This window comes from Leifsonia sp. LS1 (genome assembly GCF_020521355.1).
In the GTDB taxonomy this organism is placed as follows: Bacteria; Actinomycetota; Actinomycetes; order Actinomycetales; family Microbacteriaceae; genus Leifsonia.
This window is the reverse complement of sequence record NZ_BPER01000012.1, coordinates 70,729-92,442: the sequence shown is the minus strand read 5'-3', so window position 1 is coordinate 92,442 and position 21,714 is coordinate 70,729. Positions and strand designations below refer to the sequence as shown.

General features: G+C 67.3%; 22 protein-coding genes and 2 pseudogenes. 11 read left to right on the top strand and 13 right to left on the bottom strand.

What is annotated here, in order from left to right; translation table 11 throughout:
- The first annotated feature begins 61 nt into the window (after positions 1 to 61).
- The 8 genes and pseudogenes from LLS1_RS17765 (at position 62) to LLS1_RS17730 (ending at position 7,511) form a co-directional block, all read left to right on the top strand.
- Positions 62 to 685, top strand: a complete 624-nt coding sequence (locus LLS1_RS17765) for a bifunctional 4-hydroxy-2-oxoglutarate aldolase/2-dehydro-3-deoxy-phosphogluconate aldolase (RefSeq protein ID WP_226657623.1) — start codon at positions 62 to 64, stop codon at positions 683 to 685.
- A complete protein-coding gene (locus LLS1_RS17760) occupies positions 682 to 2,295 on the top strand; it encodes an amidohydrolase family protein (protein WP_226657621.1) in 1,614 nt (537 codons plus the stop codon). The genes LLS1_RS17765 and LLS1_RS17760 overlap by 4 nt, the downstream gene beginning before the upstream one ends.
- Before the next feature lie 67 nt (positions 2,296 to 2,362).
- Positions 2,363 to 2,710: pseudogene (locus LLS1_RS17755) on the top strand (DUF4411 family protein); the annotation flags it as partial.
- A gap of 291 nt (positions 2,711 to 3,001) precedes the next feature.
- Entirely contained in the window at positions 3,002 to 4,093 is a 1,092-nt protein-coding gene (locus tag LLS1_RS17750) for a type IV toxin-antitoxin system AbiEi family antitoxin domain-containing protein (RefSeq protein ID WP_226657619.1), read from the top strand.
- A gap of 76 nt (positions 4,094 to 4,169) precedes the next feature.
- Positions 4,170 to 4,646: a nucleotidyl transferase AbiEii/AbiGii toxin family protein gene (locus tag LLS1_RS17745; protein WP_226657617.1), complete on the top strand. Its 477-nt coding sequence runs from the start codon at positions 4,170 to 4,172 to the stop codon at positions 4,644 to 4,646.
- A 652-nt stretch (positions 4,647 to 5,298) separates the two neighbouring features.
- Positions 5,299 to 6,417: a hypothetical protein gene (locus LLS1_RS17740; RefSeq protein ID WP_226657610.1), complete on the top strand. Its 1,119-nt coding sequence runs from the start codon at positions 5,299 to 5,301 to the stop codon at positions 6,415 to 6,417.
- Between the two features lie 76 nt (positions 6,418 to 6,493).
- A complete protein-coding gene (locus LLS1_RS17735) occupies positions 6,494 to 7,042 on the top strand; it encodes a hypothetical protein (RefSeq protein WP_226657608.1) in 549 nt (182 codons plus the stop codon).
- Between the two features lie 115 nt (positions 7,043 to 7,157).
- A complete protein-coding gene (locus LLS1_RS17730; protein ID WP_226657607.1) occupies positions 7,158 to 7,511 on the top strand; it encodes a hypothetical protein in 354 nt (117 codons plus the stop codon).
- A gap of 172 nt (positions 7,512 to 7,683) precedes the next feature.
- Here LLS1_RS17730 and LLS1_RS17725 read toward each other — a convergent pair whose 3' ends face one another.
- The 7 genes and pseudogenes from LLS1_RS17725 to LLS1_RS17695 all read right to left on the bottom strand — a co-directional run.
- Positions 7,684 to 8,229 (bottom strand): hypothetical protein, encoded by a 546-nt coding sequence (locus tag LLS1_RS17725; RefSeq protein WP_226657605.1) that lies wholly within the window; start codon positions 8,227 to 8,229, stop codon positions 7,684 to 7,686.
- 362 nt (positions 8,230 to 8,591) lie between these two features.
- A complete protein-coding gene (locus tag LLS1_RS17720; protein WP_226657603.1) occupies positions 8,592 to 8,936 on the bottom strand; it encodes a hypothetical protein in 345 nt (114 codons plus the stop codon).
- 107 nt (positions 8,937 to 9,043) lie between these two features.
- Positions 9,044 to 10,207: an amidase domain-containing protein gene (locus LLS1_RS17715; RefSeq protein WP_226657601.1), complete on the bottom strand. Its 1,164-nt coding sequence runs from the start codon at positions 10,205 to 10,207 to the stop codon at positions 9,044 to 9,046.
- Positions 10,208 to 10,499: 292 nt separating this feature from the next.
- The gene (locus tag LLS1_RS17710; RefSeq protein ID WP_226657599.1) at positions 10,500 to 10,643 is read right to left on the bottom strand and encodes a hypothetical protein; all 144 of its coding nucleotides are present in this window, start codon (positions 10,641 to 10,643) and stop codon (positions 10,500 to 10,502) included.
- Positions 10,644 to 10,697: 54 nt separating this feature from the next.
- Complete coding sequence (locus LLS1_RS17705) at positions 10,698 to 11,114, bottom strand: hypothetical protein (RefSeq protein WP_226657597.1); 417 nt, start codon at positions 11,112 to 11,114, stop codon at positions 10,698 to 10,700.
- An 82-nt stretch (positions 11,115 to 11,196) separates the two neighbouring features.
- Positions 11,197 to 11,439 (bottom strand): hypothetical protein, encoded by a 243-nt coding sequence (locus LLS1_RS17700; RefSeq protein ID WP_226657596.1) that lies wholly within the window; start codon positions 11,437 to 11,439, stop codon positions 11,197 to 11,199.
- Between the two features lie 173 nt (positions 11,440 to 11,612).
- Positions 11,613 to 11,768, bottom strand: a pseudogene (locus LLS1_RS17695) (IS3 family transposase); the annotation flags it as partial.
- Here LLS1_RS17695 and LLS1_RS17690 point away from each other — a divergent pair.
- Positions 11,762 to 11,947 (top strand): alpha/beta hydrolase, encoded by a 186-nt coding sequence (locus LLS1_RS17690; RefSeq protein WP_226657629.1) that lies wholly within the window; start codon positions 11,762 to 11,764, stop codon positions 11,945 to 11,947. The pseudogene LLS1_RS17695 and the gene LLS1_RS17690 overlap by 7 nt on opposite strands.
- 58 nt (positions 11,948 to 12,005) lie before the next feature.
- Here the strand turns inward: LLS1_RS17690 and LLS1_RS17685 are convergent, their stop codons facing one another.
- The 6 genes from LLS1_RS17685 to LLS1_RS17660 all read right to left on the bottom strand — a co-directional run bounded on the left by LLS1_RS17685 (position 12,006) and on the right by LLS1_RS17660 (position 17,614).
- Complete coding sequence (locus LLS1_RS17685; RefSeq protein WP_223358864.1) at positions 12,006 to 13,157, bottom strand: mannitol-1-phosphate 5-dehydrogenase; 1,152 nt, start codon at positions 13,155 to 13,157, stop codon at positions 12,006 to 12,008.
- A gap of 12 nt (positions 13,158 to 13,169) precedes the next feature.
- A complete protein-coding gene (locus LLS1_RS17680; RefSeq protein ID WP_223358865.1) occupies positions 13,170 to 13,607 on the bottom strand; it encodes a PTS sugar transporter subunit IIA in 438 nt (145 codons plus the stop codon).
- The gene (locus LLS1_RS17675) at positions 13,604 to 15,223 is read right to left on the bottom strand and encodes a PTS mannitol transporter subunit IICB (protein ID WP_223358866.1); all 1,620 of its coding nucleotides are present in this window, start codon (positions 15,221 to 15,223) and stop codon (positions 13,604 to 13,606) included. Before LLS1_RS17675 ends, LLS1_RS17680 begins: the two co-directional genes overlap by 4 nt.
- A 67-nt stretch (positions 15,224 to 15,290) precedes the next feature.
- On the bottom strand, positions 15,291 to 16,979 hold the full coding sequence (ptsP, locus tag LLS1_RS17670; protein WP_226657594.1) for a phosphoenolpyruvate--protein phosphotransferase: 1,689 nt from the start codon (positions 16,977 to 16,979) through the stop codon (positions 15,291 to 15,293).
- 2 nt (positions 16,980 to 16,981) lie between these two features.
- Entirely contained in the window at positions 16,982 to 17,248 is a 267-nt protein-coding gene (locus LLS1_RS17665) for an HPr family phosphocarrier protein (RefSeq protein WP_223358868.1), read from the bottom strand.
- Between the two features lie 57 nt (positions 17,249 to 17,305).
- Positions 17,306 to 17,614, bottom strand: coding sequence for a PTS sugar transporter subunit IIB (locus LLS1_RS17660; protein WP_226657592.1), 309 nt, complete (start codon positions 17,612 to 17,614; stop codon positions 17,306 to 17,308).
- A 231-nt stretch (positions 17,615 to 17,845) separates the two neighbouring features.
- Here LLS1_RS17660 and LLS1_RS17655 point away from each other — a divergent pair, with 231 nt between their 5' ends.
- Together LLS1_RS17655 and LLS1_RS17650 are read left to right on the top strand one after the other, a co-directional pair.
- Positions 17,846 to 19,582 (top strand): Ig-like domain-containing protein, encoded by a 1,737-nt coding sequence (locus LLS1_RS17655; protein ID WP_226657590.1) that lies wholly within the window; start codon positions 17,846 to 17,848, stop codon positions 19,580 to 19,582.
- A gap of 164 nt (positions 19,583 to 19,746) precedes the next feature.
- A complete protein-coding gene (locus LLS1_RS17650) occupies positions 19,747 to 21,654 on the top strand; it encodes a transcription antiterminator (RefSeq protein WP_226657588.1) in 1,908 nt (635 codons plus the stop codon).
- Positions 21,655 to 21,714: the final 60 nt, after the last annotated feature.

Genomic DNA, 21,714 nt, shown 5'->3' with positions numbered 1-21,714 from the left:
CTCGCCGACGACCCGCGGGTCGTCGGCCTGCTCGAGACCGCCTTCGGCTGAACGGACCCCTATGCTGCTCGACACCCTCCGCCACGACCGTGCCCTCGCCGTGGTGCGCGCGCCGCGCATCGACGACCCGGTCGCGCTCTGCCGTTCGCTCGCGGCCGGCGGCATCCGCACGGTCGAGTTCACCTTCACGACGCCCGGAGTGGAGTCGGTGATCGCCGCGGCGGTCGAGGGGGAGCACGACGCCCTGGTCGGAGCGGGCACCGTGACGGACGCACGCACGGCCGAGGCGGCGATCGCAGCGGGCGCGCGGTTCCTGGTGACCCCGGGCCTGAGCGAGGGAGCGGCCGCCGTGGCGCGGGAGGCGGGGGTGCCCATCTTGATCGGGGCTCTCAGCCCGACCGAAGTGATGCGGGCGGTCGAGCTGGGTGCCGCCGCGGTCAAGATCTTCCCGGCGTCGCTGGTCGGCCCCGGCTACCTGCGCGATCTGCGCGGGCCCCTGCCGCACGTCCCGGTGGTGCCGTCCGGCGGGCTCACCGCGGCGAACGCCGGCGCGTGGGTGGACGCGGGCGCGCTTGCCGTGACCGCCGGCTCGAGCGTCGTGAGCGCCGCCGACATCGCGGCCGCGTCGTGGGGCGCCGTCACTGAGCGGGCGCGCGCGTTCTCCCTCGCTGCGACCCACGCATGAGCGAGGCGCCGTCGACGCTGATCCGCGGCGCGCTCGTGCTCGACGGCAGCGGCCGGCCGGGGCGCGCCGGTGATGTGCTGGTGGAGGGGGACCGCATCTCGCGGGTCGGCGGCCGTCTCGACGCACCCGGCGCGCGCGTCCTCGACGCGGACGGTCTCGCGCTCGCCCCCGGTTTCATCGACATGCACGCGCATTCGGATCTCGCTGTGCTCACCGATCACGAGCACGTCGCGAAGGTCTCGCAGGGTGTGACCTGCGAGGTCGTCGGTCAAGACGGGCTCTCCTACGCCCCCGCCACTCCCGAGGCGGTCGCGGTCCTGCGCGAGCAGCTCGCGGGCTGGAACGGCGTCCCCGACGAGCTCGGTGCCGGCTGGCCGACCATCGCCGACTATCTCGCGGCGGTCGACCGCGCCCGCCCCGCCGCCAACGTCGCCGCTCTCGTGCCGCAGGGCACCGTGCGACTCGACGTCGTCGGCACCGCCGATCGTGCAGCGACGCCCGAGGAGGTCGCCGCCATGCGCGCGTGCGTGGACCGCGGGATGCGCGACGGCGCGTTCGGCATGTCGTCCGGGCTCACCTATGTCCCCGGGATGTTCGCGAGCACGGACGAGCTCGTCGCACTGGGCGAGGTGGTCGCCGCGCACGGAGGCGTCTACGTGCCGCACCAGCGGTCCTACGGTGCCGGGGCGCTCGCGGCGTACGCGGAGATGGTCGAGGTCGCCCGGCGCTCGGGCGTCGCCCTCCACCTCTCCCACGCGACCATGAACTTCCGCGTCAATCGCGGCCGAGCGGGCGAGCTGATCGCACTCCTCGACGCCGCCCTCGCCGACGGCGTGGAGCTCAGCTTCGACACCTACCCGTATCTCCCGGGCTCGACGACGCTCGCCGCCCTCCTGCCGAGCTGGGCGGCCGAGGGAGGCCCGGCGGCGACGCTCGCCCGCCTCCACGATCCGACCGCCCGGGCGCGCATCGCCCACGAGCTCGACGTCGTCGGCACCGACGGCTGTCACGGCGTGCCCGTCGAGTGGGACACGATAGAGATCTCCGGTGTGCGCGACGCCGCTCTCGCCGACCGCGTCGGCCGCACCGTCGCCTCCCTCGCCGAAGCCTCCGGTGAGCCCGCCTCGGCGGTCGCCCTCGACCTGCTGGTCGCCGACCGCCTCGGCACCGGCATCCTGCAGCATGTCGGCGACGAGGCGAACGTGCGCACGATGATGCGGCACTCCCGCCACACCGGGGGGAGCGACGGCATCCTCGTCGGCGACAAGCCGCACCCGCGCGCGTGGGGAACCTTCCCCCGCTACCTCGGCCACTACGTCCGCGACGAGGGCGTCCTCACCCTGGAGGAGGCGGTCGCGCACCTCTCCGCCCGCCCGGCCGCCGTGCTCGGCCTCACCGACCGCGGCCGCATCGCCCCCGGCCTCGTGGCCGACCTCGTGCTGTTCGAACCCGCGACGGTGGCCGACCGCGCGACGTTCGCCGAACCGCGCCTGCCCGCCGCCGGCATCCCGTGGGTGCTCGTGGCGGGGGAGGCCGTGATCGCCGACGGGCGGCGCACGGAGGCCCGGCCCGGACGCGCGCTACGCTCGTCGGCATGCGCGCCTTCCTGATCGCGTCGTTGCGCGTCGGAATCGTTGTGGGCGCTAATTTCGGAGAGCAGATTCGGCGGGGGAGAGCTGCATCTGCGAGGCGATTCTGCGCGAGGTTCACCGTGGGGGAGATCCCTTATATGAGCGGGCGAAAAAGCTACCTGGATTCGTGTGCCCTGTGACCGATGCCGAGCTACTCACGGTCGCCCAGCTCGGCGCCGACCATCCTGGCTGGGTTCAGGGTCAACTGAACGAGGCGGACCCGTTCATCATCGCTCACGCGAAGGCAGAGGGGTCAATCGTTGTCACTGAAGAGAGCCGCAAGGGCCCAAACACTGAGGACCGAAATCAGAAGATCCCTGGCATCGCCGACGAACACGGTGTCGATGTGGCGGAATTCTTCGACTCCGTGCGCGCCTACGGTTGGCAGTTCTAGCGCGTCTTCCGACATAACGTTGGATGCCCTCGAACTGATCGATGCCGATGAGTCCATCGCCCAGGCTGATCGAGTGACGAGCCTGACCATTCGAAGCTCAGGGAATTCGTTACTGTCCTTCGGGGCATGCTGGTTTCTGGTGCGAATTCCGCAGCAGCCGCGGTTGCTTCTGTACTCGTTCAACAGCTTCTTGTCGCCAAGCTGACATGTGAATATTACCAGCGTAGCGTCTTGCTTGCTTCGTAACAGTATTATGCTTGCTTTGTATCCTTATAGTGATACAATCCAAGAATGAAGTCGAACGAGGCGATGCTTGCGATTGTGGAGATCGCGGCGTCTCAGTGGGGAATGCTCACGACCCGGCAGGCTTCGGAAGTCGGGGTGGAGCGCATTGACCTGTCTCGGCTTGCTCGGGCGGGGCAGCTCGTTCGTGTCAATCAGGGTGTCTATCGGGATGCGGGAGCGCCGGCGGATGAGCTGGAGGAACTCCGTGCAGCCTGGCTGAGTACGGATCCTTCGCGTCTCGCGGGTGAGCGGCTGCGTGATGGGGCGGCGGGGGTGGTCGTGAGTGGCGCGTCGGCGGCCGAGGTTCACGGCATTGGGGACCTGCGTGCGGGGGTTCATGAGTTCTCGGTCGCGGTGCGCAAACAGTCGCAGCGGCCGGACGTACGGATCCGCAAGCGTGAGCTCCCGGCGACGTCGGTGACGATTGCTCGGGGTCTTCCGGTAACTACGGTCGCTCAGACTCTCGCTGACCTCGTCAATGAGAATACGGATCTGACGCTGGTGTCCCAGGGGTTCCGTGATGCGGTGATGCGAGGACTGAGTGTGGATGGGATGGGTGAGCTGATCACTGACGCTGCAGCCCGACGGAACGGGACCAGCGATGGGGTGGCTGTCGTCGATCGCGTCGCGCACCTCGCAGGGGTGGACGACAGAAGCCTCGCGGAGGTGGTGCTGCGGACGCCGGCGGGGACAGAGGCCATGCTTGATGGGATCTCGAAGATGGTGGCGCAAGGGGTAATAGGCGATCTCGGTTCTGCCCTTCAGATTGCCTCCGCGAGATGGGTATCTGAGATTTCGAAGCCGGCCATGGATACGGCGCTGGAGAACGTCCGACAGAGCATCGTGAGAGCGATGCTCCCCGAAAGCATGGGTGGTGTGGTCTCCCCAGTTGCGACGGCTCTGATTGCCACGCTGCGCGACGGTATACAGATCAGTCCGGCCGCACAGGCCGTACTCGAATCAGCGGCGCGGCAGGCTTCATCCCCTCGGCTGGCAACAACGCAACCTGCGATGGCTGCGATGGTGAGGGCCATTCAAGAACAACGCACGATCGAGCAGATCGACGTTGAGGATGGGGTGGACAGAGATGCCGTCTGAACGGCCATACACGGCTGCCGGCATCCGGGCGGCGATCGGTGCGCGGGCCCGTGATCGCGCACGCGAGGATAAGTCGATGTCAGTCGGGGACCTCATTCAGCTGAATTACTACGACAGGTTCCTGGTCCGGGTGTTCGCCGACCCGGAATGGGTACTTAAGGGTGGCACCATGATGCTGGCCCGTGTGCCCGATAGTCGCGCTACACGGGACATCGACCTCTTCCGAAACGGATACACGGCAGCCCAGGCAGTTGAACGGCTCCGCGAGCTCGCGGCGGTGAACCTCGGTGACCACTTCAACTTCGTCTTCGCCGGCACCGAGGATATTGCGGCCGGGGAGAATCAGCCATACCTCGACGGCGCGCGCGTGACCTTCAACACTTACATCGGCGCACAGCAGGTTGGATCGGTCAAGGTAGATCTTGTCGGGGGCGTCATCCTGACCGCACCGCCCGTGGCGTACGAACCCGCTTACCGTCTGTCGCTGCGAGACGTCGTCACTCGCGACTATCAGCTGTATCCGCTGCCAGATCAGATCGCCGACAAAGTCTGAGCGACCGTCGATACCTACAGCGGTCGACCGTCCTCTCGCGTCAAGGACGGAATCGACCTCGTGGTTATCGCTCGAACACAGGACGGAATCGACGCGAACGAGCTGGCGACCGCGATCACACGGGAGCAGGGTCTGCGACGTCTCGCCCCCTTCGACTCCTTCTTGCTGCCGGTCGAATGGGCGGAAACCTACCCTCGTCAGGCCAGGCAGGTACCGCATTGCGCTGCGTATGACACTCTCGAAACCGCACAGACGCTCATGACAGCGTTCATCACTCCAATCCTCACCGGGGCAGCCAACGGCAGTTGGCGCCCATCCGAGACCGCCTGGCGATAGTGGGGTGGCGGTGCCGGCAGCGCAAGCGAGGACCGAACCCAGCATCCCACGATCTAGGCGCCCCAAGCAGCCACCCGTGCTGAAATGGCTCGAACCTGACAGCCTGCAACTGAGCAATTGTCAGCGGATGGGGATAAACTTCATGGGTGAGTTTTGTGGTTTAGAAGTGCCGGTATAGAGGCTCCTTCTCGGTACCGAGAATGGAGACCTTATGCTGCCAACGGATCCACCACTTGATGGCGAGCGCCGATCTGCGCTTGCCACCGAGCTTCGGCTGGTTCCCGAGCGTGTCAGGCGCGCGTTCGGGCTCCCGTCGATGGCTCTCGACGTGCTGGATGCGATGGTCGCCACCGTGTACGACCTGCTCGACGAGAACGGCCGGACGTGGGACGAGCGGCTGGCCGGACTGTCAACGCGGTTCGAGCAACTCTTCCCGGAAGGTTTCCCTGAAAGCCGTCTGGCTGACCTGGCCGACCTCTCCGAGGAGGAGGTTTCCGAGCGCATCAAGGCCAGCATGGGTAGGCTGAACAGGCCCGGCACTCGACGTTTCGTCAACCGCCTGATGGGGACGAAACGATTCCATCGACTCACCGTCGCGTATAACGACGACGTGGCGCTACTGCTACTTGGCGTCCGCAGATTCCTGCGTAGTTCCATGCCGATCGCCCAGGCGCTGCAGGACGCGGCCGCACCACTCACCCCTAGAGAGCGAGCCGACCTCGCCGGCCTCAGCGAAGCCGAGGCGGTCTTGCTTGACGGTGTGCTTAAACTGGACCAAATGGTCGGCTCGTTCTTCAACAACCGGGACATCGATCTGAAAGCCAAAGGGTTCCCTCTTCGCAATGAAGAAGCAACCACCCTTGACGTTGATCTGGACGAGCTGACCACCATCATGCGGGTGATGCTCGACGTCGAAACACAACATCGAGCGCAAGAGATCAGCGACGTCCTTTCCCGAAAACTGAGAGGCTTTGAACAGGCCCTCACGATGTCCGACGACGGCGTATCCCAGGCCGCGAACAGTTTGGTTGAGTTCATTGACCGACTGCTCCGCACCGCGTTCGACGAGGATGACGTTCTGGAATGGGTGCGTAAGTACTGCCCTGACGAGAAGGACCTGACCTTCGATCGCGGAGGGAAGCTGGTTCCCACCAAGCGGGCGAGCGCCCTCTGCTTCGCGCACGCTGCGCAGCAGCCCGAAGAGAACTCCACCCTCGAGTCGATGGTCGCTTTGAGCATCGTGAAAGTTCGTGGCGCGGCGGAGAAGTTGAAGCACGCTAGTGCCGGAACCGACGAGGAAGAAGCGGAGCTCCGCGGGCTAATGCAATCACTCCGTGGAGCACTGACTTTCACGCTCCGCTTCAATTGGCTGCTAGCAAACGATGACCGCTATTCGTATCTTCAGGAGCGCTTCGACAAGGTGGCTGCGGCCTAGTCTGTCAAGGTCATGGCCACGACTTCGAGCTCACCACTGAAAGCCGTGCGCAGATCAATCGAATCGAGGTGTTGGGGTGCCGAGGGAGAATTTCGACGCGCTCGAGGCAGCCGTCGTCGGACATTCACGGGCAGAAACCTGGGGCGCGGCGCGCCGTGAGTGGGTCGTCGTCGGGGTGGTGGGCGATCCGAACAGTTCGGGTGTCTGCGTTTGCGGCCACACCGATCTCCGATGGCTGTTCACCATCCGGAATACTCACAACGCTTCCGAGCTGGAACCGATCGGCAGCGTGTGTGTGAATCACTTCGAGCAGGAAGACCTCGATCGAGACGTCAACGTCCTGCCCAAGCTGCTCGCTCTGCGCCTCGCCTACGCAGAAGGACGGCAGGTGACTCTCACCTCCGATTTCTTCACCCGCGGCCTGCTGGACTACCTCGACGACGCCGGCGCGTTCTTCCCCGACCAGTGGAACACCACAGAAGGGCATGAAGACTATTGGTTCCTCACTGACATGTTCAATAAGCGCATCAAGGCGAACATCACCAGAGGTCAGAACAACAAGATCCGTGCTCTCCTCGAGAGAAGGATTCGGCCCTTCGTCGAGCGCGACCAACGTCTTTCGTAGCCGCTCGCCTACGCCCTGGGAAGGCGTTCTCGATGATGGCTCTCACAGCTGCATCGAGGTTGGCGGCTGGCTGCCAGTCCGCGTCCGGGAGGTCCTTCTCTTGGAAGGCGAACGCGTGTCCGGTCTCGTCGAGCCGTACCATGCCGATGGGCACGGCATCGATGCCGACGGCGTATCAGCGGCCTGGAGCGAGGGACCGTCCGAGGTAGTTGTCGTCTCGATGACGAACGACCGGTACGGCCGCACCCTCGAAGTCAGACCACTAGGGCTCTTCGCTTGCGTCAATCTGATCCGGGTCGATTGGCCTGCCCGGATGGTAGCGCCGCGCGGCCGCGGAGCGCGACTGATGGTGGCGCCGCCGGCGCCAACGGGGAACCGATTCCCCGTTGCCGCGGCCGACGGCAACGATGTCGAGCTCACGGTCGGTCAGCAGCCCCCACCCGTGCCCGAGGCCGGCGGTGCGGCGTGATTGGACGGTGAGGGTCGCCCGGGTGCCGGGCCAGTCCTGGTCGACTAGGAGCACGGCGTCGTGCGCGCCCGACTTGCCCTGCAGGCGGGCGAGATCAGCTGCTGCGGGGGTCTCGGACGGGTGGACGGCGATCGCGATCGAAGCTCGGACAGCGAAACCCCGTATCGAGGGCTCAGCTCTCGGAACGGTGCCGTTGGGCAGCGGTGAGAAGTTCGCGGAGAACTACCAAGGCCGCTTCGAGATCCTCCTCCGAAACGGGCCTCGCATGTGCCACAGCGTTGCGCACCGTGCGCACGGCACTGATCTCGGCGGCATGATCAAGCTCGAACCACTTCATCGAATCGTCGGCCCTGACGTAGCTGCGCCGCGGAACACGAGTCCAGCCAATCATCTCGGTGAGCACTTCGTAGTGCTCCAGAATGGCGACCTTCAGTTCTGCATTCGACGGGACGCCACGCGGGTCAGCGGCCCAATCCCAATTCTGGGTTTCGACCCGATGGGCCAGCTTCTGGAGGTGTTCGCTTGTCGTTGACGTCACCTTGTCGTCGCCAATGTGAACCGTCATCGAATTGTTCGCGGTGGATTGACTGCTCGCGTTGATCAGCGACTGCTGCACCAAGACGATTCCGCGCAGCGTTTCGACGCCATCCTGTGCGCTCTTCGCTGCGGCCTGAGCCTCCTCAACTTTCCGCTTCAAGGAGATTCCGAGAACGGTCACTTCTGAGAAGTCGGGCCATAGTAGCAGCACCACGATTAGTAGGGCGACGAGTGAACTCGCGCTGGCGACTGACAAAGGGGGCACATGTCGTAACCACGGAGTGCTTGCCGTCCACATCGAGGGTGCTCTCGATAGTGCACTCGCGATACCCAATCGTCGAGAAGATCGCGAACACCAACAGCAAGCCGAGGGCGGCGCCCCACCGGACATTGCGCCATGCACGCGACACCTGCGGCGCAGGCTCGGGCTGCTTCGCTGACGGGGTGGTCATGGTCACATCCTCCCGGTAGCTGTCGCTGGTGCGGCAAGTCGCGGTTCCCACCGTTTCGATATGCCGGGGATGCCGCTTCGATTCTTTGGAACTACACGGCGCTGATCACCCAGTGCCGGTCTTTCCTGCTGAGTCCGAACGTGCAAGATGCAACCTGCGCAGGATCGCTCTTGGCGACTCCGTTTACGGTGATTCGGAATGAAGTGGGAAAGTCGGGAGTTCCCGAGACGCGCACTGTCTGGCGTTTATCCGCGAGCGCACCGCATTCGGCAATAAGTTCGCTGCCGCCGGATGGGTAGGAGGCCGGGAAGTACGCGTCCAAGGCCCCGGTATCGCGCGTCTCGACGTAGCCGAGTATCCTGCCTGCCTCGGCGCGGGCGTCGTCGCGAGTGGGTTTGTCTGGTAGCGAGCTGACAACGATGGTGATGAGGAACACGACTGCGGCGATAGGTATCACTAAGGCTGCCAGGCCCCAGTATCTCCAGCGTAGTTCCGTCGTGTTCCTCATCAGTTCCTCACATCATTATTTTCACTGTGGCCCGTTCAGGCATGGAAGTCGAACAATTGAACTTGGAACGTGTACTGGGCCTCACCTGACGCCACAGCTCGCGCCTTAACCTGCGTCCACGATGCGTTGTGCTGGTTGGAGGTGTGGTAAGTGAAGTAGGGCTCGGTGCCAACGATCTGAGTGACGATTCCGGCGTGATCCATCGTCCCGTCGGATGTGCTCTCGTTCCAGATGAAGTAGGCGATGTCGCCGGCCAGGAAGTGAGCGTTCGTCTCCTGCGTCAAGAGGCCGTGGTTGGTACCGTAGGCGTTCTGCCATTGGGCGTTGATCCATGTCTTGGACCATTCATAGACGTTGTTCAGGCCGTTGTAGAACCAGCGGTTGACATCATTCTTGTCACCAGTCGCCGTCTGCCCCCATCCTCCGGCCAGCAAAGCTTGCGAAACGAAGTTCGTGCAGTCGTTGCTCTGAGCGACGTACGCAGTGTTGTAGTTGTTCCAGTATGCGTTGGCGTACGACACGATCGCAGTCTTGCTGACGCTGGTGAGAGCTACAGCGGCAGGGCCCTGCTTCGCTACCTGCGCCCCTGCGCTCAGATCGCTCTTCCACTTCTGGTACCCGGGCTCCAGGCTCCCATTTTTCATCTCGGTCAGAAGAGCGGGGCTGTACATCGTCGTGGCCGTCTCGAGTGGGTCATGCGAGAGAGCGGCTACCTTCCATGCGCCGTCAACGCGACTAAGCTCAGCTTTCTGGATCGAGCCATATTCGTAGTCAGGAAGGGGTGTTCCGTCAGCGAGCGGAGCCCGCTTCATGGTCGTGGTTTCTCTGAATTTGACCGTCGATGTGTCGCCGGAAACAGATGACGAGATGATGTCGATGACAGAAGTTGATGCCGTGAAGGCGTCACCATGCGCGGCGAACCAGGAGGCTTGCTCGCGCAGCGGAGTCTCTTCAGCGACGATCGCCGCCTGGCGACTTTGAGTCACAACCGGAGCCGAGCGAAGGAGGCTCGACTTTCTCTCGCTGGCGACCAAAGCCTGGTCATTCCGATGCTCGACATCAGACTTGATCGCCGCTATCCACTGGTTTGCATCCGGCGCGGTGACTGCACCGGCAGGATCCCCTACCAAGCCGGTCAACATCGCCATAGATGCAACGGCCCCCAGCGATGCGGCCCATCGAATCAAACTGCGCTTCACGAATGTTCCCCCTGTTGTGACGGCGTCCAGGAGGAGCCCAGCGTTCGCACGACGAGAGCCGTTCACTGATTCGTTCCCCCCAGAACGCAGAGCATTGTTGCTCGTTGCAGGAAAGTAACACACGGCATCATCACATTGGAAGGAGCGGCTCGCTTCCTCCTCCTCCGTAGTGACGCGGTGGTCCTCCCGGGGGCGGTGTTCCAGGTGGACGCGCTCTGAGAGAGCCATCTCTCGCAGGTCAGCTCCTCGTCAAAGCCCCTCGTGGGCGCCGACCCGATCAGCTCGGGTCGCCCTAGTCTGTCGTCGTACTGGGGATCACGCCGGTGTGCCTGAAGAGCGCCTGCTCGGGCCAGTCGAGCTCGTCGACGCCGATGCGATTGCCTGGAGCACCGGCGGCCTTGCCCTCGTCCGCCAAATCCCCGCCGGCGAACGGCATCCGGTCTATGTGTGGGTCGCCGCGAACCTCGTCCATAGGCGCTGAGAGGCCGGATCAGGGGTAGTACGGCGAGATCTCGGCGGGGATGCCTGCGGCATCGACCACGTCCTGTAGTCCGCGACTGAGCTCCGGATCGCCGGGCGCCTGCTCGGGCATGTAGACGCGGAGGTCGGGGCGGTCGGGTGATGCCGGGGTAAGCCGCTGGAGCTCGCGCAGCAGCCGCGGTTTCCGTCTGCAGCGCTCGTTCAGGATCACGACGATCGTTTCGTACGGGTCATCGAATTCGTACGGCATGATCACGAGTAGATCCATGTCGAGCTCCGCACCTGCCGGGATGTCCACTCGTTCGACGTCGGGCGGCCCGAAGGGGCCGCCATCCTTGTCGCGGCCCGGGAATCGGACGCCGTAGGCCCGGGTCCAGGGAGCGGCCGGGAAGCCCGGGACACGCGGCACGAGCTCGCTCCACTTCATCCTGCGAACGTACCAAGACGAACCGACCAGCATCGTACGAGACGGCGCCGTGGTCATCGCCCCTCGAGGGCGCCGACCACGATCATGCCGGGTCGGACCGGTCGTTCGTCGTGCGCGGGTTGACGCCGGCGTGCCGGAACATGGCCTGTTCTGGCCAGTCCGTGTCGTCGACGAGCTCGTAGACGTCGCACGCGGCCGCCCCGGCGTACACGGTCGGGATCCGCAACCGTGCAGGCGGGATCGTTGCGGCCGGGACGAGCACGGCGCGATCGCGGGCCTCCTCGTCATGGAGCAAGATCGCCCGGAACACCGGCGCCGCCGTCATGGCCAAACTCTAGGACCACGGTCGGAGATCTCCGCGCGGCTGCTCGGGATCGAGGCAGGCGGAGCCTGCGCAGTGCTGTGGGTGTCCCGCGCGAGCGCGTGACCGGACGCAGCCCCGCCGTCGGCGGCTGTTCTGACTGATCGGTGCCCGCTACCGCGGGTGCTCTGTTTCGGTTAGGGCGCGAGGGCCAGGCTCTGGTTCATGATGGTCTCGAACTCGATTGGGGTCAAACGGCCGAGGCGGGCTTGCCTGCGACGTCGGTGGTAGGCGCGTTCGATCCAGGTGATGATCGCGATTCGCAGGTCTTGCGTACGAGACGACCATCGTCGCGTCGGACGACGACCCGTTCTGTCCGGAGGGCGCGCAGGCGGCCTACGGGGCGCCGCTCGGCATCCCGGTGCACACCATCCCGGGCGGCGGTCACCTGGAGCTGACGGCCGGGTACGGCGAGTGGCCGTCGATGCTGGCGTGGTCGTTCGACCCGACCACGACCCTCCAGCCCCGCTGAACGCAGGAGGCGCCCCGACCGCGATGGTCGGAGCGCCTCCGGGATGCCATGCGCAGGGTCAGGCCTGCGCCTCCCGCACGATCGCGACGAGCGGGTCGTAGAGCGCCTCGCCGGGCACGACCCCGGTGACCTCGCTCACGATGTCCTCGGCCGGCGCCTCCTCGAGTAGGCGCTTGAGCTCGACGCTCTGGGTGTCCTCCGGCACGTCGAACCGCAGCGCGGCCCCGACGGCGGCGAGCAGGGCCTGCGGCACCGAGCCGACGAACGCCACGTGATCGACGGCCGGTCCGATGAACCGGTCGTTGCGGCCGAGCTTGCGCAGCGGCTCACGACCGACGCGCACCACCTCGTCGACCAGATACCGGTTGGTGAAGCGGTCCAGGATCTTCGCGCGGTACGCGGCCATCTCCTCCGGGTCGAGCCCGTGCTTGGCGATGAGGGCCGCGGAGGTCTCCGCCAGGGCGTCCTCCGCGGCCTGGCGCACGGCGGGGATCGCGATGGCGTCGCTGATGGTCCGGGCACCCTGCAGGAACCCGGTGTACGCCACGGTCGCGTGCCCGGTGTTGACCGTGAACAGCTTGCGCTCGATGTAGGGCGCGAGCGAGTCCACGAAGTGGGCGCCCGGGATGGGCGGCACCTGCCCGGAGAACGGGCTGCGGTCGACGACCCACTCGTAGAAGGTCTCGACGGTGACGTCGATGCCCGCGTCCGGCGCCTGGGCGGGGACGATCCGGTCGACGGCGGTGTCGGCGAAGACCGCTTTCGCGCCCAGCGCCTCCCGCGTGTCGTCGTCCGGGAGGCCGTCCATCAACTCGGCGGCCAGGAGGTCCGTCGCGCCGATCGCGTTCTCGCACGCCATCACGGCCAGACGCGGGGCGTCGTCCGCCCGGGCGGCGAGTCCCTTCGCGATGACCGGGGCGACGAAGCGCAGGATGCGCGGTCCCACCGCGGTCGTGACCACGTCGGCGGTCGCGATCTCGGCGACCAGAGCCTCCTCGTCGGTCGCGCTGTTGATCGCGCGGAAGCCGGTCACGGTCTTCGTCTGAGACTCCTCGCCGACGAGGTGCACGTCGTAGGAGTCCGCCGCCGCGAGCGCGTCGATCAGCTCGGCGTTGACGTCGGCGAAGACGACCTCGTACCCGGCTTCGTGCAGCAGAAGCCCCACGAAGCCGCGGCCGATGTTGCCTGCGCCGAAATGGACGGCCTTCATCCTGTCCCTCTCCTACTCGTTCACGTCGCCGAGGAGCGCGTACAGAGCGTCCGCGTCCGGGGCGTCGAGCAGCTTCTGCACGTCGTCCTCCTCCGAGAAGAGGATGGCGATCTTGGACAGGATCTCGAGATGCTCGTTGTTCTGCCCGGCGATGCCGACGACGAACCGCACCTCCTCGCCGCCCCAGTCGAGCGGCGAGGAGTAGCGGATGAACGAGAGGGCCGAACGCGTGATCTCGTCCTTGGACTCGTTGGTGCCGTGCGGGATGGCGAGACCGTTGCCCATGAAGGTCGAGACGGTGTTCTCGCGGTCCTGCATCGAGTCGACGTACCCGGGGAGCACGGCGCCGGCCTGCACGAGCAGGGCACCCGCCTCCCGGATCGCGTCCTCCCGCGTGGTCGCGGTGCCCGCGGCCACGACGTTCGCCCGGTCGAGAATGGTGTCGGTCATTTGGTGGCGTCCTCCGGTGCTGCTTGGGCCTGCTGGTTCTTGACGAGGTCGACGACCTCGTCGTACCGCGGGCTGTTCATGAAGTTGTCGACGGACACGTGCACCGAGTCCGGCGACTGGCCCTTGGCGCGATCGGTCAGCTCGCGCTGCGTGATGACCAGGTCGGCCGTGCCGTCGAGGTTCGCGATGGCCTGGTTGGTCACCGTGACGCCGTCGATGCCCGCCTTCTTGATCTTGTTGCGCAGCACGGACGCGCCCATCGCGCTCGAGCCCATCCCAGCGTCGCATGCGAACACGATGTTGCGCACCAGGCGGTCGGTGCCGTCGCCCTGGGCGTCGCCGGCGTCGTGCTCGCCTTCGTCGACCAGGCCCTCGAGCACGCTGGACTGCTTGCCCTTGTTGGCCTCGGTCTGGGCCACGGCGGCGGACAGGTCGCCCGCGTTGCCGGAGGCGAGGTCGCGCTTGCGGCTGGCGCGCAGGATGACCGACGCGACGATGAACGACACGGCCGCGGCGCAGATCACGGAGAGCGTCACCCCGACGAAACTGTCACCCGGCGTCTGGAGCAGTACGGCGATGATCGACCCGGGCGAGGCCGGGGCGCGCAGACCGGAGTTGAACGTCACGTTGACGGCGATGCCGGTCATGCCGCCGAGGATGGCCGCGATGATGATCACGGGCTTCATGAGCACGTACGGGAAGTAGATCTCGTGGATGCCGCCGACGAACTGGATCAGCGCGGCGCCCGGAGCGCTCGCACGGGCGACCCCCAGACCGAAGATCGAGTAGGCGATCAGGATGCCGAATCCGGGACCCGGGTTCGCCTCCAGCAGGAAGAGGATCGACTTGCCGGTCTGCTGGGCCTGCTCGACACCCAGGGGGGTGAGCACGCCGTGGTTGATGGCGTTGTTGAGGAACAGCACCTTGCCCGGCTCGATCAGGATGCTCGCGAGCGGCAGCAGGTGCGCCGACACGAGCCAGTTCACGGCGCCGCCGAGCACCGTGCTCAGCCACTCGACGAGCGGCGCGATGCCGAAGAAGGCGCCGATCGAGAGCAGCATGCCCACGATGCCGGCCGAGAAGTTGTTGACCAGCATCTCGAAGCCGGCCTTGATCTTGCCGTCCCAGATGGAGTCGACCTTCTTCATGATCCACGCGCTCAGCGGGCCGAGGATCATGGCACCGATGAACATCGGGATGTTGGAGCCGACGATCACACCCATGGTCGCGATCGAGCCGACCACGCCGCCGCGGACGCCGTAGACCATCCGGCCGCCGGTGTTCGCGATGAGCAGCGGCAGCAGGTAGGTGATCATCGGGCTGACGAGGCCGACATACTGCTCGAAGGTGTGGCCGTTCGCGTCCTGCGCGAGGACGGTGGCTGCGCCGTCCCAGCCGATCTTGGCCTGGTCGCCGAAGCCGCCGAGGATGCCGTTGATGTCCCAGCCGGTGTTCTGCAGCCAGCCGGTCGCGATGAACAGGGCCGTGATGAACCCCCAGGCGATGAACGCCGGGATGTTCGGCATGACCATGTTCGAGAGGAAGGTCCCGAAGCGCTGCACGTGGACGCGCGCTCCTCCGGGCTTCTTCGGCGTCGTCACTGTCGCCGATGTCATGATGGTGCCTCGTTTCTGTCGGTGATCACGGGGATCGTTGGGGGACGTATCGCTCGGGTTGCGGGCGCTACCGGGGTGGTGCGGTGAGCGTGGAGGCGGCCGCACGGACCGCCTCCCGGGCCTCGGCCGCGCCGTCGGCGGCCAGGGCGACCTCGGCCAGGGACGTCGCCTGGTCGAGGGTGTAACGGGTCAGGGAGAGCCGCACGTCGGCGAGCGCCGCGGGCGACATGGACAGAGTGGTGGCGCCGAGACCCACGAGCACGACGGCGAGCAGCGGGTCGGCGGCGGCCTCCCCGCAGATCCCCACCGGCTTGCCGTGGGCGCGGCCTGCGGTGCCGACCTCCCCGATCAGGCGGAGGACGGCCGGGTGCCACGGGTCCTGGAAGCCGGCGACCGAGCCGAGGAGGCGGTCGGCGGCGAGCGTGTACTGCGTGAGGTCGTTCGTGCCGATGGAGGCGAACGCCGCCGTCTCGAGCACACGGTCGGCGAGCAGCGCGGCCGAGGGGACCTCCACCATCACGCCGACGGTCTTCAGGCCGAACCCGCTCGCGAGCTCGACGAAGTAGCGCGTCTCCTCGACGGTCGACACCATGGGCGCCATGACCCACAGGTCGGCCTCGGTGGCGGCGTCCGCCTCGGCGAGGGCGGTGAGCTGCTCGCGCAGGAGGTCCTCGTTGGCGCGCAGCGCCCGCAGCCCGCGGAGACCGAGAGCCGGGTTGTCCTCGTGCGCGTCGTTGAGGAAGGCGAGCGGCTTGTCGGCGCCGGCGTCGAGCACGCGCACGACGACCTTCTTGCCGGGGAACGCCGCGAGGAGCGCCGTGTACTGCTCGCGCTGCTGCTCGACGGTGGGGGCCATGCGCTGGTCGAGGAAGAGGAACTCCGTGCGGAACAGGCCGACGCCCTCCGCTCCGGCGTCGAGGGCCTTCTGGGCGCCCTCGGCCGAGCCGAGGTTGGCGAGCAGCGGGATCGCGGTGCCGTCGGCGAGGGCCCCGGGCTCGAGGCCGCCCGCGAGCGCCGCCGCGCGCTCGTCGATGCGGCGCTGCGCCTCCGCGCGCTGGTCGGCGTCGGGGGCGACGGTGACGGTTCCCGAGGCGGCGTCGACGATGACCTCGGTGCCGTCGGTCAGCGTGTCCGCTCCCGCCACGCCGACGATCGCGACGATCGCCTTCTCGCGGGCGAGGATCGCCGTGTGGGAGGTCGGGCCTCCCTCTCGGGTCACCAGGCCGAGCACTTTGGACAGGTCGAGCAGCGCTGTGTCGGCCGGGGCGAGGTCGTGGGCGACGAGCACGTAGGGCACGTCCGACTCGGGGACGCCGGGCGCCGGGCGGCCGGAGAGCGCGGCGATCACGCGCTGCGCGACGTCGTCGAGGTCGGTGGCGCGCTCGCCCATGTAGCCGCCGAGGCCGATGAGCATGTCGCGGAAGACCGCGAATCCCTCGAACACGGCGCGCTCGGCGGTCGTGCCGCCGTCGATGCGGGTGGCGACGTCGTCGGCGAGGGTGGAGTCCTCCGCCATCATCGACTGCGCCTCCAGCACGTCGGCGGCGACGCCGGTGACCTTGGCGGCGCGGCTGCGCAGATCGGCGGCGACGGTGGCGACGGCTTCAGCGACGCGGGCCTTCTCCTCGTCGGGGGTGCGGGTGCTGGGCGTCTCGGCCGGCTCCGGGAGCGGGTCGGACATGCGGAGCACCGTGCCCAGGGCGACGCCCTGGCCGATTCCGGCTCCGGTGAGCTGCGTGGCGGTCGTGTCGGTCATGATCAGGCGTCGTGGTCTGTGGTCAGGATGTCCGCGAGGTCGTCGAGCACCGCGTCCGCGTCGGGCGCGTCGGTGGTGAGGACGATCTTGTCGCCGTGGTCGATGCCCAGGGAGATGACGCCGAGGATGCTGCCGGCGTCGACGGTCTTGCCGCCCTCCTTCGAGAGCTGCACCTTCGCGCCGGAGTTGTTGACCGCCTCGACGAAGAGCTTCGCCGGTCGCGCGTGCAGTCCGTGGCTCGATCCGACGGTGATGATCCGCTCAGCCATGTGTGTTCTCCTTCGATGGTTCGTCGCCCCGGGGTTCCGGGAGGATCGCTCGTGCTCTCATAGTGCCGCCGCCCCGGCGCCGAGAGCCAGGTCCAGCGCCTGTGCGCCGTCGAGGGCCGCCGGCGAGATGGGCGGGAGCACGGCGACCGCGGTGCCCACGGCGGCGGCGCGTTCGCGCAGCGCGGGCACGGAGGCCTCCAGGTGCGCCCCGACGAGGACGACGTCCACGCCGGTCAGAGAGTCGAGCTGGGAGACGCTCCCGGCCTCGACGGTCGCTGTGATGCCGCGAGCGGCCGCGGCGTTGCGGAGCTTGACGGCGACGAAGGTGCTCGAGGCTCCCGCACCGCAGACGACGACGATCTTCATCGACCTGTGCCTTTCGGTAACGCAGTGTTGCTGGGTGGAGCGGATGGATCGTCTGCCATGTTCGCCCGGTTCGCGGGATCCTTCCAGCAGCCTTTCTTCCGGGGGTGCGGAAGCGGAGGCGCGCGACGGTCGCGGGTATGCATTGCGGACTACGGAAACCGGGGGCTCAGGTTTCGGGATGTTGGCGAGCACTCCGGAGACGGGGGTCACCGGTGGCCAGGTTGGGACATCATGCCCCTTTTTCCGAGACCTCAGTACCGTCACGCTCGCCGTGGCCGCCGTGCAGCCGGGAGGACCGTCGCCGCGGTCTCGGCCGCAGCCGTCCTCGCTCTGACCGCACCCTCCGCCGCCCTGGCCGATCAGACGATCTCCACGGCCGGGCCGCTCACCTCCGTGCGGATCACTCCCGACCTCAACTGCGCCGTCGACTACGCCGGCGACACGCACGGGTCATTCTTCGACGGAACCGCGTGCGGGACCTTCGTCGCCTTCGGCGAGGGCGCCGAGCGGGTACTCGCCGGGCCGAGCGTCATCCCGGCCGGTGGCGACGTGGCAGCACAGACCATCCCGGTCGTGCCCGTCGAACAGACCATGACCGGTTCCGGCTCGCGGAGAGATCCGTTCGCGGTCACGACGGTCGCGGACGCACGGAGCAGCGCGGGCCCAGCGGTGCTGCGGATCACGCAAGTCGACAGCTATGTCACCGGAGACAACTACTACGCGACCACCACGACGATCTCGTCGCTGGACGGAGGGGCGCACGATGCCGTGCTCTTCCACGGAGCCGACTGCTACCTCGGCGACAACGATCAGGGATACGGCGACCACTCCGCTGCGACGGGCGCCGTGACCTGCACGTCCAGTCTCGGCGACGCGGCACGGATCGAACAGTTCATCCCGCAGACCCCCGGGTCGTCGTACTTCTACGGCCACTACCGCCAGGTGTGGTCCCGCATCGCTGCGAAGCAGTCGCTGCCCGACCTGCTCGCCTCGCCGAGCCTCGCTCAGGACAACGGTATGGCGCTCTCCTGGAACCTCTCCGTGCCGGCGGGCGGATCCGCGTCCGCGTCGATGCTCACCAACTTCTCCCCGATGAACATCCGGGCCCTTCCGACCACCATCACGCCGGACGCGACCTCGGTTCGCGCGGGGTCGACCGTCACGGTCGCCGTCGACGTCAGCAACGCGGACAACGCCATCGACGTGATGACGCAGAGCCTCGAGGTGCTGCTGCCGCGCGGGGCGGTCTACGTCGAGGGTTCCGTCGTCGGCGCGTCCGGGCCGGCCATCCAGTCGGACCGCACGCTCGCGATCCCGATCGTCGGCGTGGTCGTCGGCGGAGGCTCCACCTCCGTGACCTTCCAGGTGGTCCTCACCGAAGAGGGTGCGGCGGCATTCGACCTGACGGGCTCCGCCCTCCTCGCGCCGGTGCTCCCGTCGACCGCCTCGGTTGCCGTGTCACCCGCGCCGGCCAAGCCGACCGCGAGCGACGACACCGCATCGACCTCCTACGCGACGGCGGTCACCATCCCGGTGCTGGACAACGACACCGGCGAGGACATCGCGGTCACCGCGGTCGACCAGAGCGAGCATGGAGTGGTGACGCTGAACGACGACGGCACGATCACGTTCGTTCCGGTGACCGGATTCGCCGGCACGGCGACCTTCGAGTACACGATCGCAGACGCCGTCGGGCAGCGCGCTTCGGCGACGGTGATCGTCGAGGTCCGGCCGATGGTCGGCCTGGACCCGGAACAGCCCGAGGGGCCGGAGCTGCCGGCGACGCCGGAGCGGCCCGAGCCTCCTGCGCAGCCCCAGCCACCGACGGCTCCCGCGGCGACGGGCCCTGACGTGCTCGCGCAGACCGGGTCCACCATCGCGAGCGGCGCCGGCATCGTCGCGCTGGCCGGCCTCCTCGCCGGAGCGGTGCTGCTCATCGTGCGCCGCCGACGCGCCGAGCAGGCGTAGCCCCGCCGCAGGAAGGGGCCGCATCCATCGGGTGCGGCCCCTTCCCGCGCGCCGGGACCCACGACCTCCCCGGGCCGCACTTCCGGGGGGGCGGAAGATTTCCTGGGGGCGACGACCCGGATCGATGTGCTCGTGGTTGACTCGGTCCAGGAAGGTGGTCTCCGGTGGCGCTCTCGGCACAGCAGACGAGGATGCTCGACATCCTTGCGCGCCGCGCTGCCTGGGTGACCGCGGCGGAGCTCGCCCACGACCTCGGCGTCACGACGCGCAGCATCCGCACCTACGCCGCGGCGCTCGGCGAGCTCGTGGAGTCGGGCGCCAGCGGGTACCGGGTGCGGCAGGAGGCCTACGCCGCCCACCTCGACGACTCCGGCTCCGGAGACCCCGGCCCCGGCTTCGGCTCCCCGCAGGAGCGCCTCGTGTTCCTCGCCCGTCGTCTGCTCGACGAGCCGGAGGGCGTGGACGTCTATGAGGCGGCGGAGAGCCTCTTCGTGAGCGAATCGACCATCGAATCCGATCTGACGCGGCTGCGGGGCATCCTCGCGGACACCGAACTCGCCCTGCACCGGCAGGGTCCTGTCGTGCTCCTCACCGGCCCGGAGATCGCCCGGCGCAAGCTGATCAGCCGCCTCTTCCGCGACGAGATGCGCCAGGGCGTCGTCGATATCGCGCGCATCCAGGAGGCGTTCTCCTCCAGCGGCCTGGGCGCCTTCAAATCCGACCTCGTGGCGATGCTCGACGCCCGGGGCTTCTTCGTCAACGAGTACGGCATCAACGACGTGCTGCTGCACATGGCGGTGGCCCTCGACCGTGTCGCGAAGGATCGCGTGCTCCCGGCGGTCGGCGACCCGGAGACGAGCGAGGCCATCCGCTCGCTCGCCGACGACCTCGGCGGGCTGGTCGACACACACTTCGACGTGGCGCTCGACCCGACGGAGCTGCGCTACCTCGCCATCCTGCTCCGCACGCGCGTCATCGCACCGGCCGCCGGGCGCGACACGGTCGAGGAGTTCGTGAGCGAGGCCGACCTGGAGGTCGTGCGCGGCATCGTGGCGCGCGCCTCCACCGAGTATCTGGTCGACCTGCGCGACGAGAACTTCATCGTGCGGCTCACGCTCCACGTGCAGAACCTCGTCGCGCGCGCTCACCAGAAGTCGTACTCGCGGAATCCGCTGACGCGATCCATCAAGAGCTCCTACCCGATGATCTACGAGCTGGCGGTCTACATCGCCAGCCGGCTGCAGGCGGCCGAGGGCATCGAGGTCAACGACGACGAGATCGCGTACATCGCGATGCACGTCGGCGCCTACCTGGAGCAGCAATCCCGTCGACGCGACGCGGTCACCTGCGCGGTGGTCTGCCCCAACTACTACGACATGCACATCCTGCTGCGGGAACGGCTCGAGAGCGCCCTCGGCGATGAGCTCGACGTCACGAGCGTGATCACGTCGGCGGACGCGGACTGGGCCGCGATCGACGCAGACCTCGTGCTGACGACGATCGATCCGCGCGGCCGGCGTGAGAACGCGGTCATCGTGCAGCCCTTCGTGACGGAGACGGATGTCGAGCACATCCGGCAGGCCGTCGCCCGCATCCGCCGCCAGCGCCGTCGCGCACGCATCAAGAACGATCTGCTCGAGTACTTCGATGAGCGGCTGTTCCTGCGCAATTTCTACGCGCGCGACGCGATCACGATGATCCGCGCGCTCGGCGACCGCATGATGGCCGTCGGTGCGATCGATCAGGACTACGTCGACCAGACGATCGAGCGCGAGCAGATGTCGTCGACGGCCTTCACCGACTCCCTCGCGGTCCCGCACGCGATGACGATGAGCGCGAAGCGCACGGCGATCGCGATCGTCGTCAACGACACGGCGATGGACTGGGGCGACGCACGCGTCAACGTGATCGCCTTCATCGCCTTCGACGCCGGAGGCCGCGCCTCCTTCCAGACGGTCTTCGACCAGTTCGTCGAAGTCTTCGGCGACCGGGAGGCCGTACTGGGACTGATCCGCCGTGCCGACACCTTCACCGCTTTCATCGACGAGCTCGTCCGCATCATCGACTCTTGAGCCCGAACCGCCTCCCGACCGCCGGAAACCGCCGACTCCACGAACTCTCTGCGTGCTCGA

What these genes read in the sequence shown, in the direction of transcription:
- LLS1_RS17765 (WP_226657623.1), top strand. Translation starts at nt 62, where the DNA reads ATGCTGCTCGACACCCTCCGCCACGACCGTGCCCTCGCCGTGGTGCGC.
- LLS1_RS17760 (WP_226657621.1), top strand. Translation starts at nt 682, where the DNA reads ATGAGCGAGGCGCCGTCGACGCTGATCCGCGGCGCGCTCGTGCTCGAC.
- LLS1_RS17750 (WP_226657619.1), top strand. Translation starts at nt 3,002, where the DNA reads ATGAAGTCGAACGAGGCGATGCTTGCGATTGTGGAGATCGCGGCGTCT.
- LLS1_RS17745 (WP_226657617.1), top strand. Translation starts at nt 4,170, where the DNA reads ATGTCAGTCGGGGACCTCATTCAGCTGAATTACTACGACAGGTTCCTG.
- LLS1_RS17740 (WP_226657610.1), top strand. Translation starts at nt 5,299, where the DNA reads ATGGCTCTCGACGTGCTGGATGCGATGGTCGCCACCGTGTACGACCTG.
- LLS1_RS17710 (WP_226657599.1), bottom strand. Translation starts at nt 10,643, where the DNA reads ATGCCGTTCGCCGGCGGGGATTTGGCGGACGAGGGCAAGGCCGCCGGT.
- LLS1_RS17705 (WP_226657597.1), bottom strand. Translation starts at nt 11,114, where the DNA reads ATGAAGTGGAGCGAGCTCGTGCCGCGTGTCCCGGGCTTCCCGGCCGCT.
- LLS1_RS17700 (WP_226657596.1), bottom strand. Translation starts at nt 11,439, where the DNA reads ATGACGGCGGCGCCGGTGTTCCGGGCGATCTTGCTCCATGACGAGGAG.
- LLS1_RS17685 (WP_223358864.1), bottom strand. Translation starts at nt 13,157, where the DNA reads ATGAAGGCCGTCCATTTCGGCGCAGGCAACATCGGCCGCGGCTTCGTG.
- LLS1_RS17680 (WP_223358865.1), bottom strand. Translation starts at nt 13,607, where the DNA reads ATGACCGACACCATTCTCGACCGGGCGAACGTCGTGGCCGCGGGCACC.
- LLS1_RS17675 (WP_223358866.1), bottom strand. Translation starts at nt 15,223, where the DNA reads ATGACATCGGCGACAGTGACGACGCCGAAGAAGCCCGGAGGAGCGCGC.
- ptsP (WP_226657594.1), bottom strand. Translation starts at nt 16,979, where the DNA reads ATGACCGACACGACCGCCACGCAGCTCACCGGAGCCGGAATCGGCCAG.
- LLS1_RS17665 (WP_223358868.1), bottom strand. Translation starts at nt 17,248, where the DNA reads ATGGCTGAGCGGATCATCACCGTCGGATCGAGCCACGGACTGCACGCG.
- LLS1_RS17660 (WP_226657592.1), bottom strand. Translation starts at nt 17,614, where the DNA reads ATGAAGATCGTCGTCGTCTGCGGTGCGGGAGCCTCGAGCACCTTCGTC.
- LLS1_RS17655 (WP_226657590.1), top strand. Translation starts at nt 17,846, where the DNA reads ATGCCCCTTTTTCCGAGACCTCAGTACCGTCACGCTCGCCGTGGCCGC.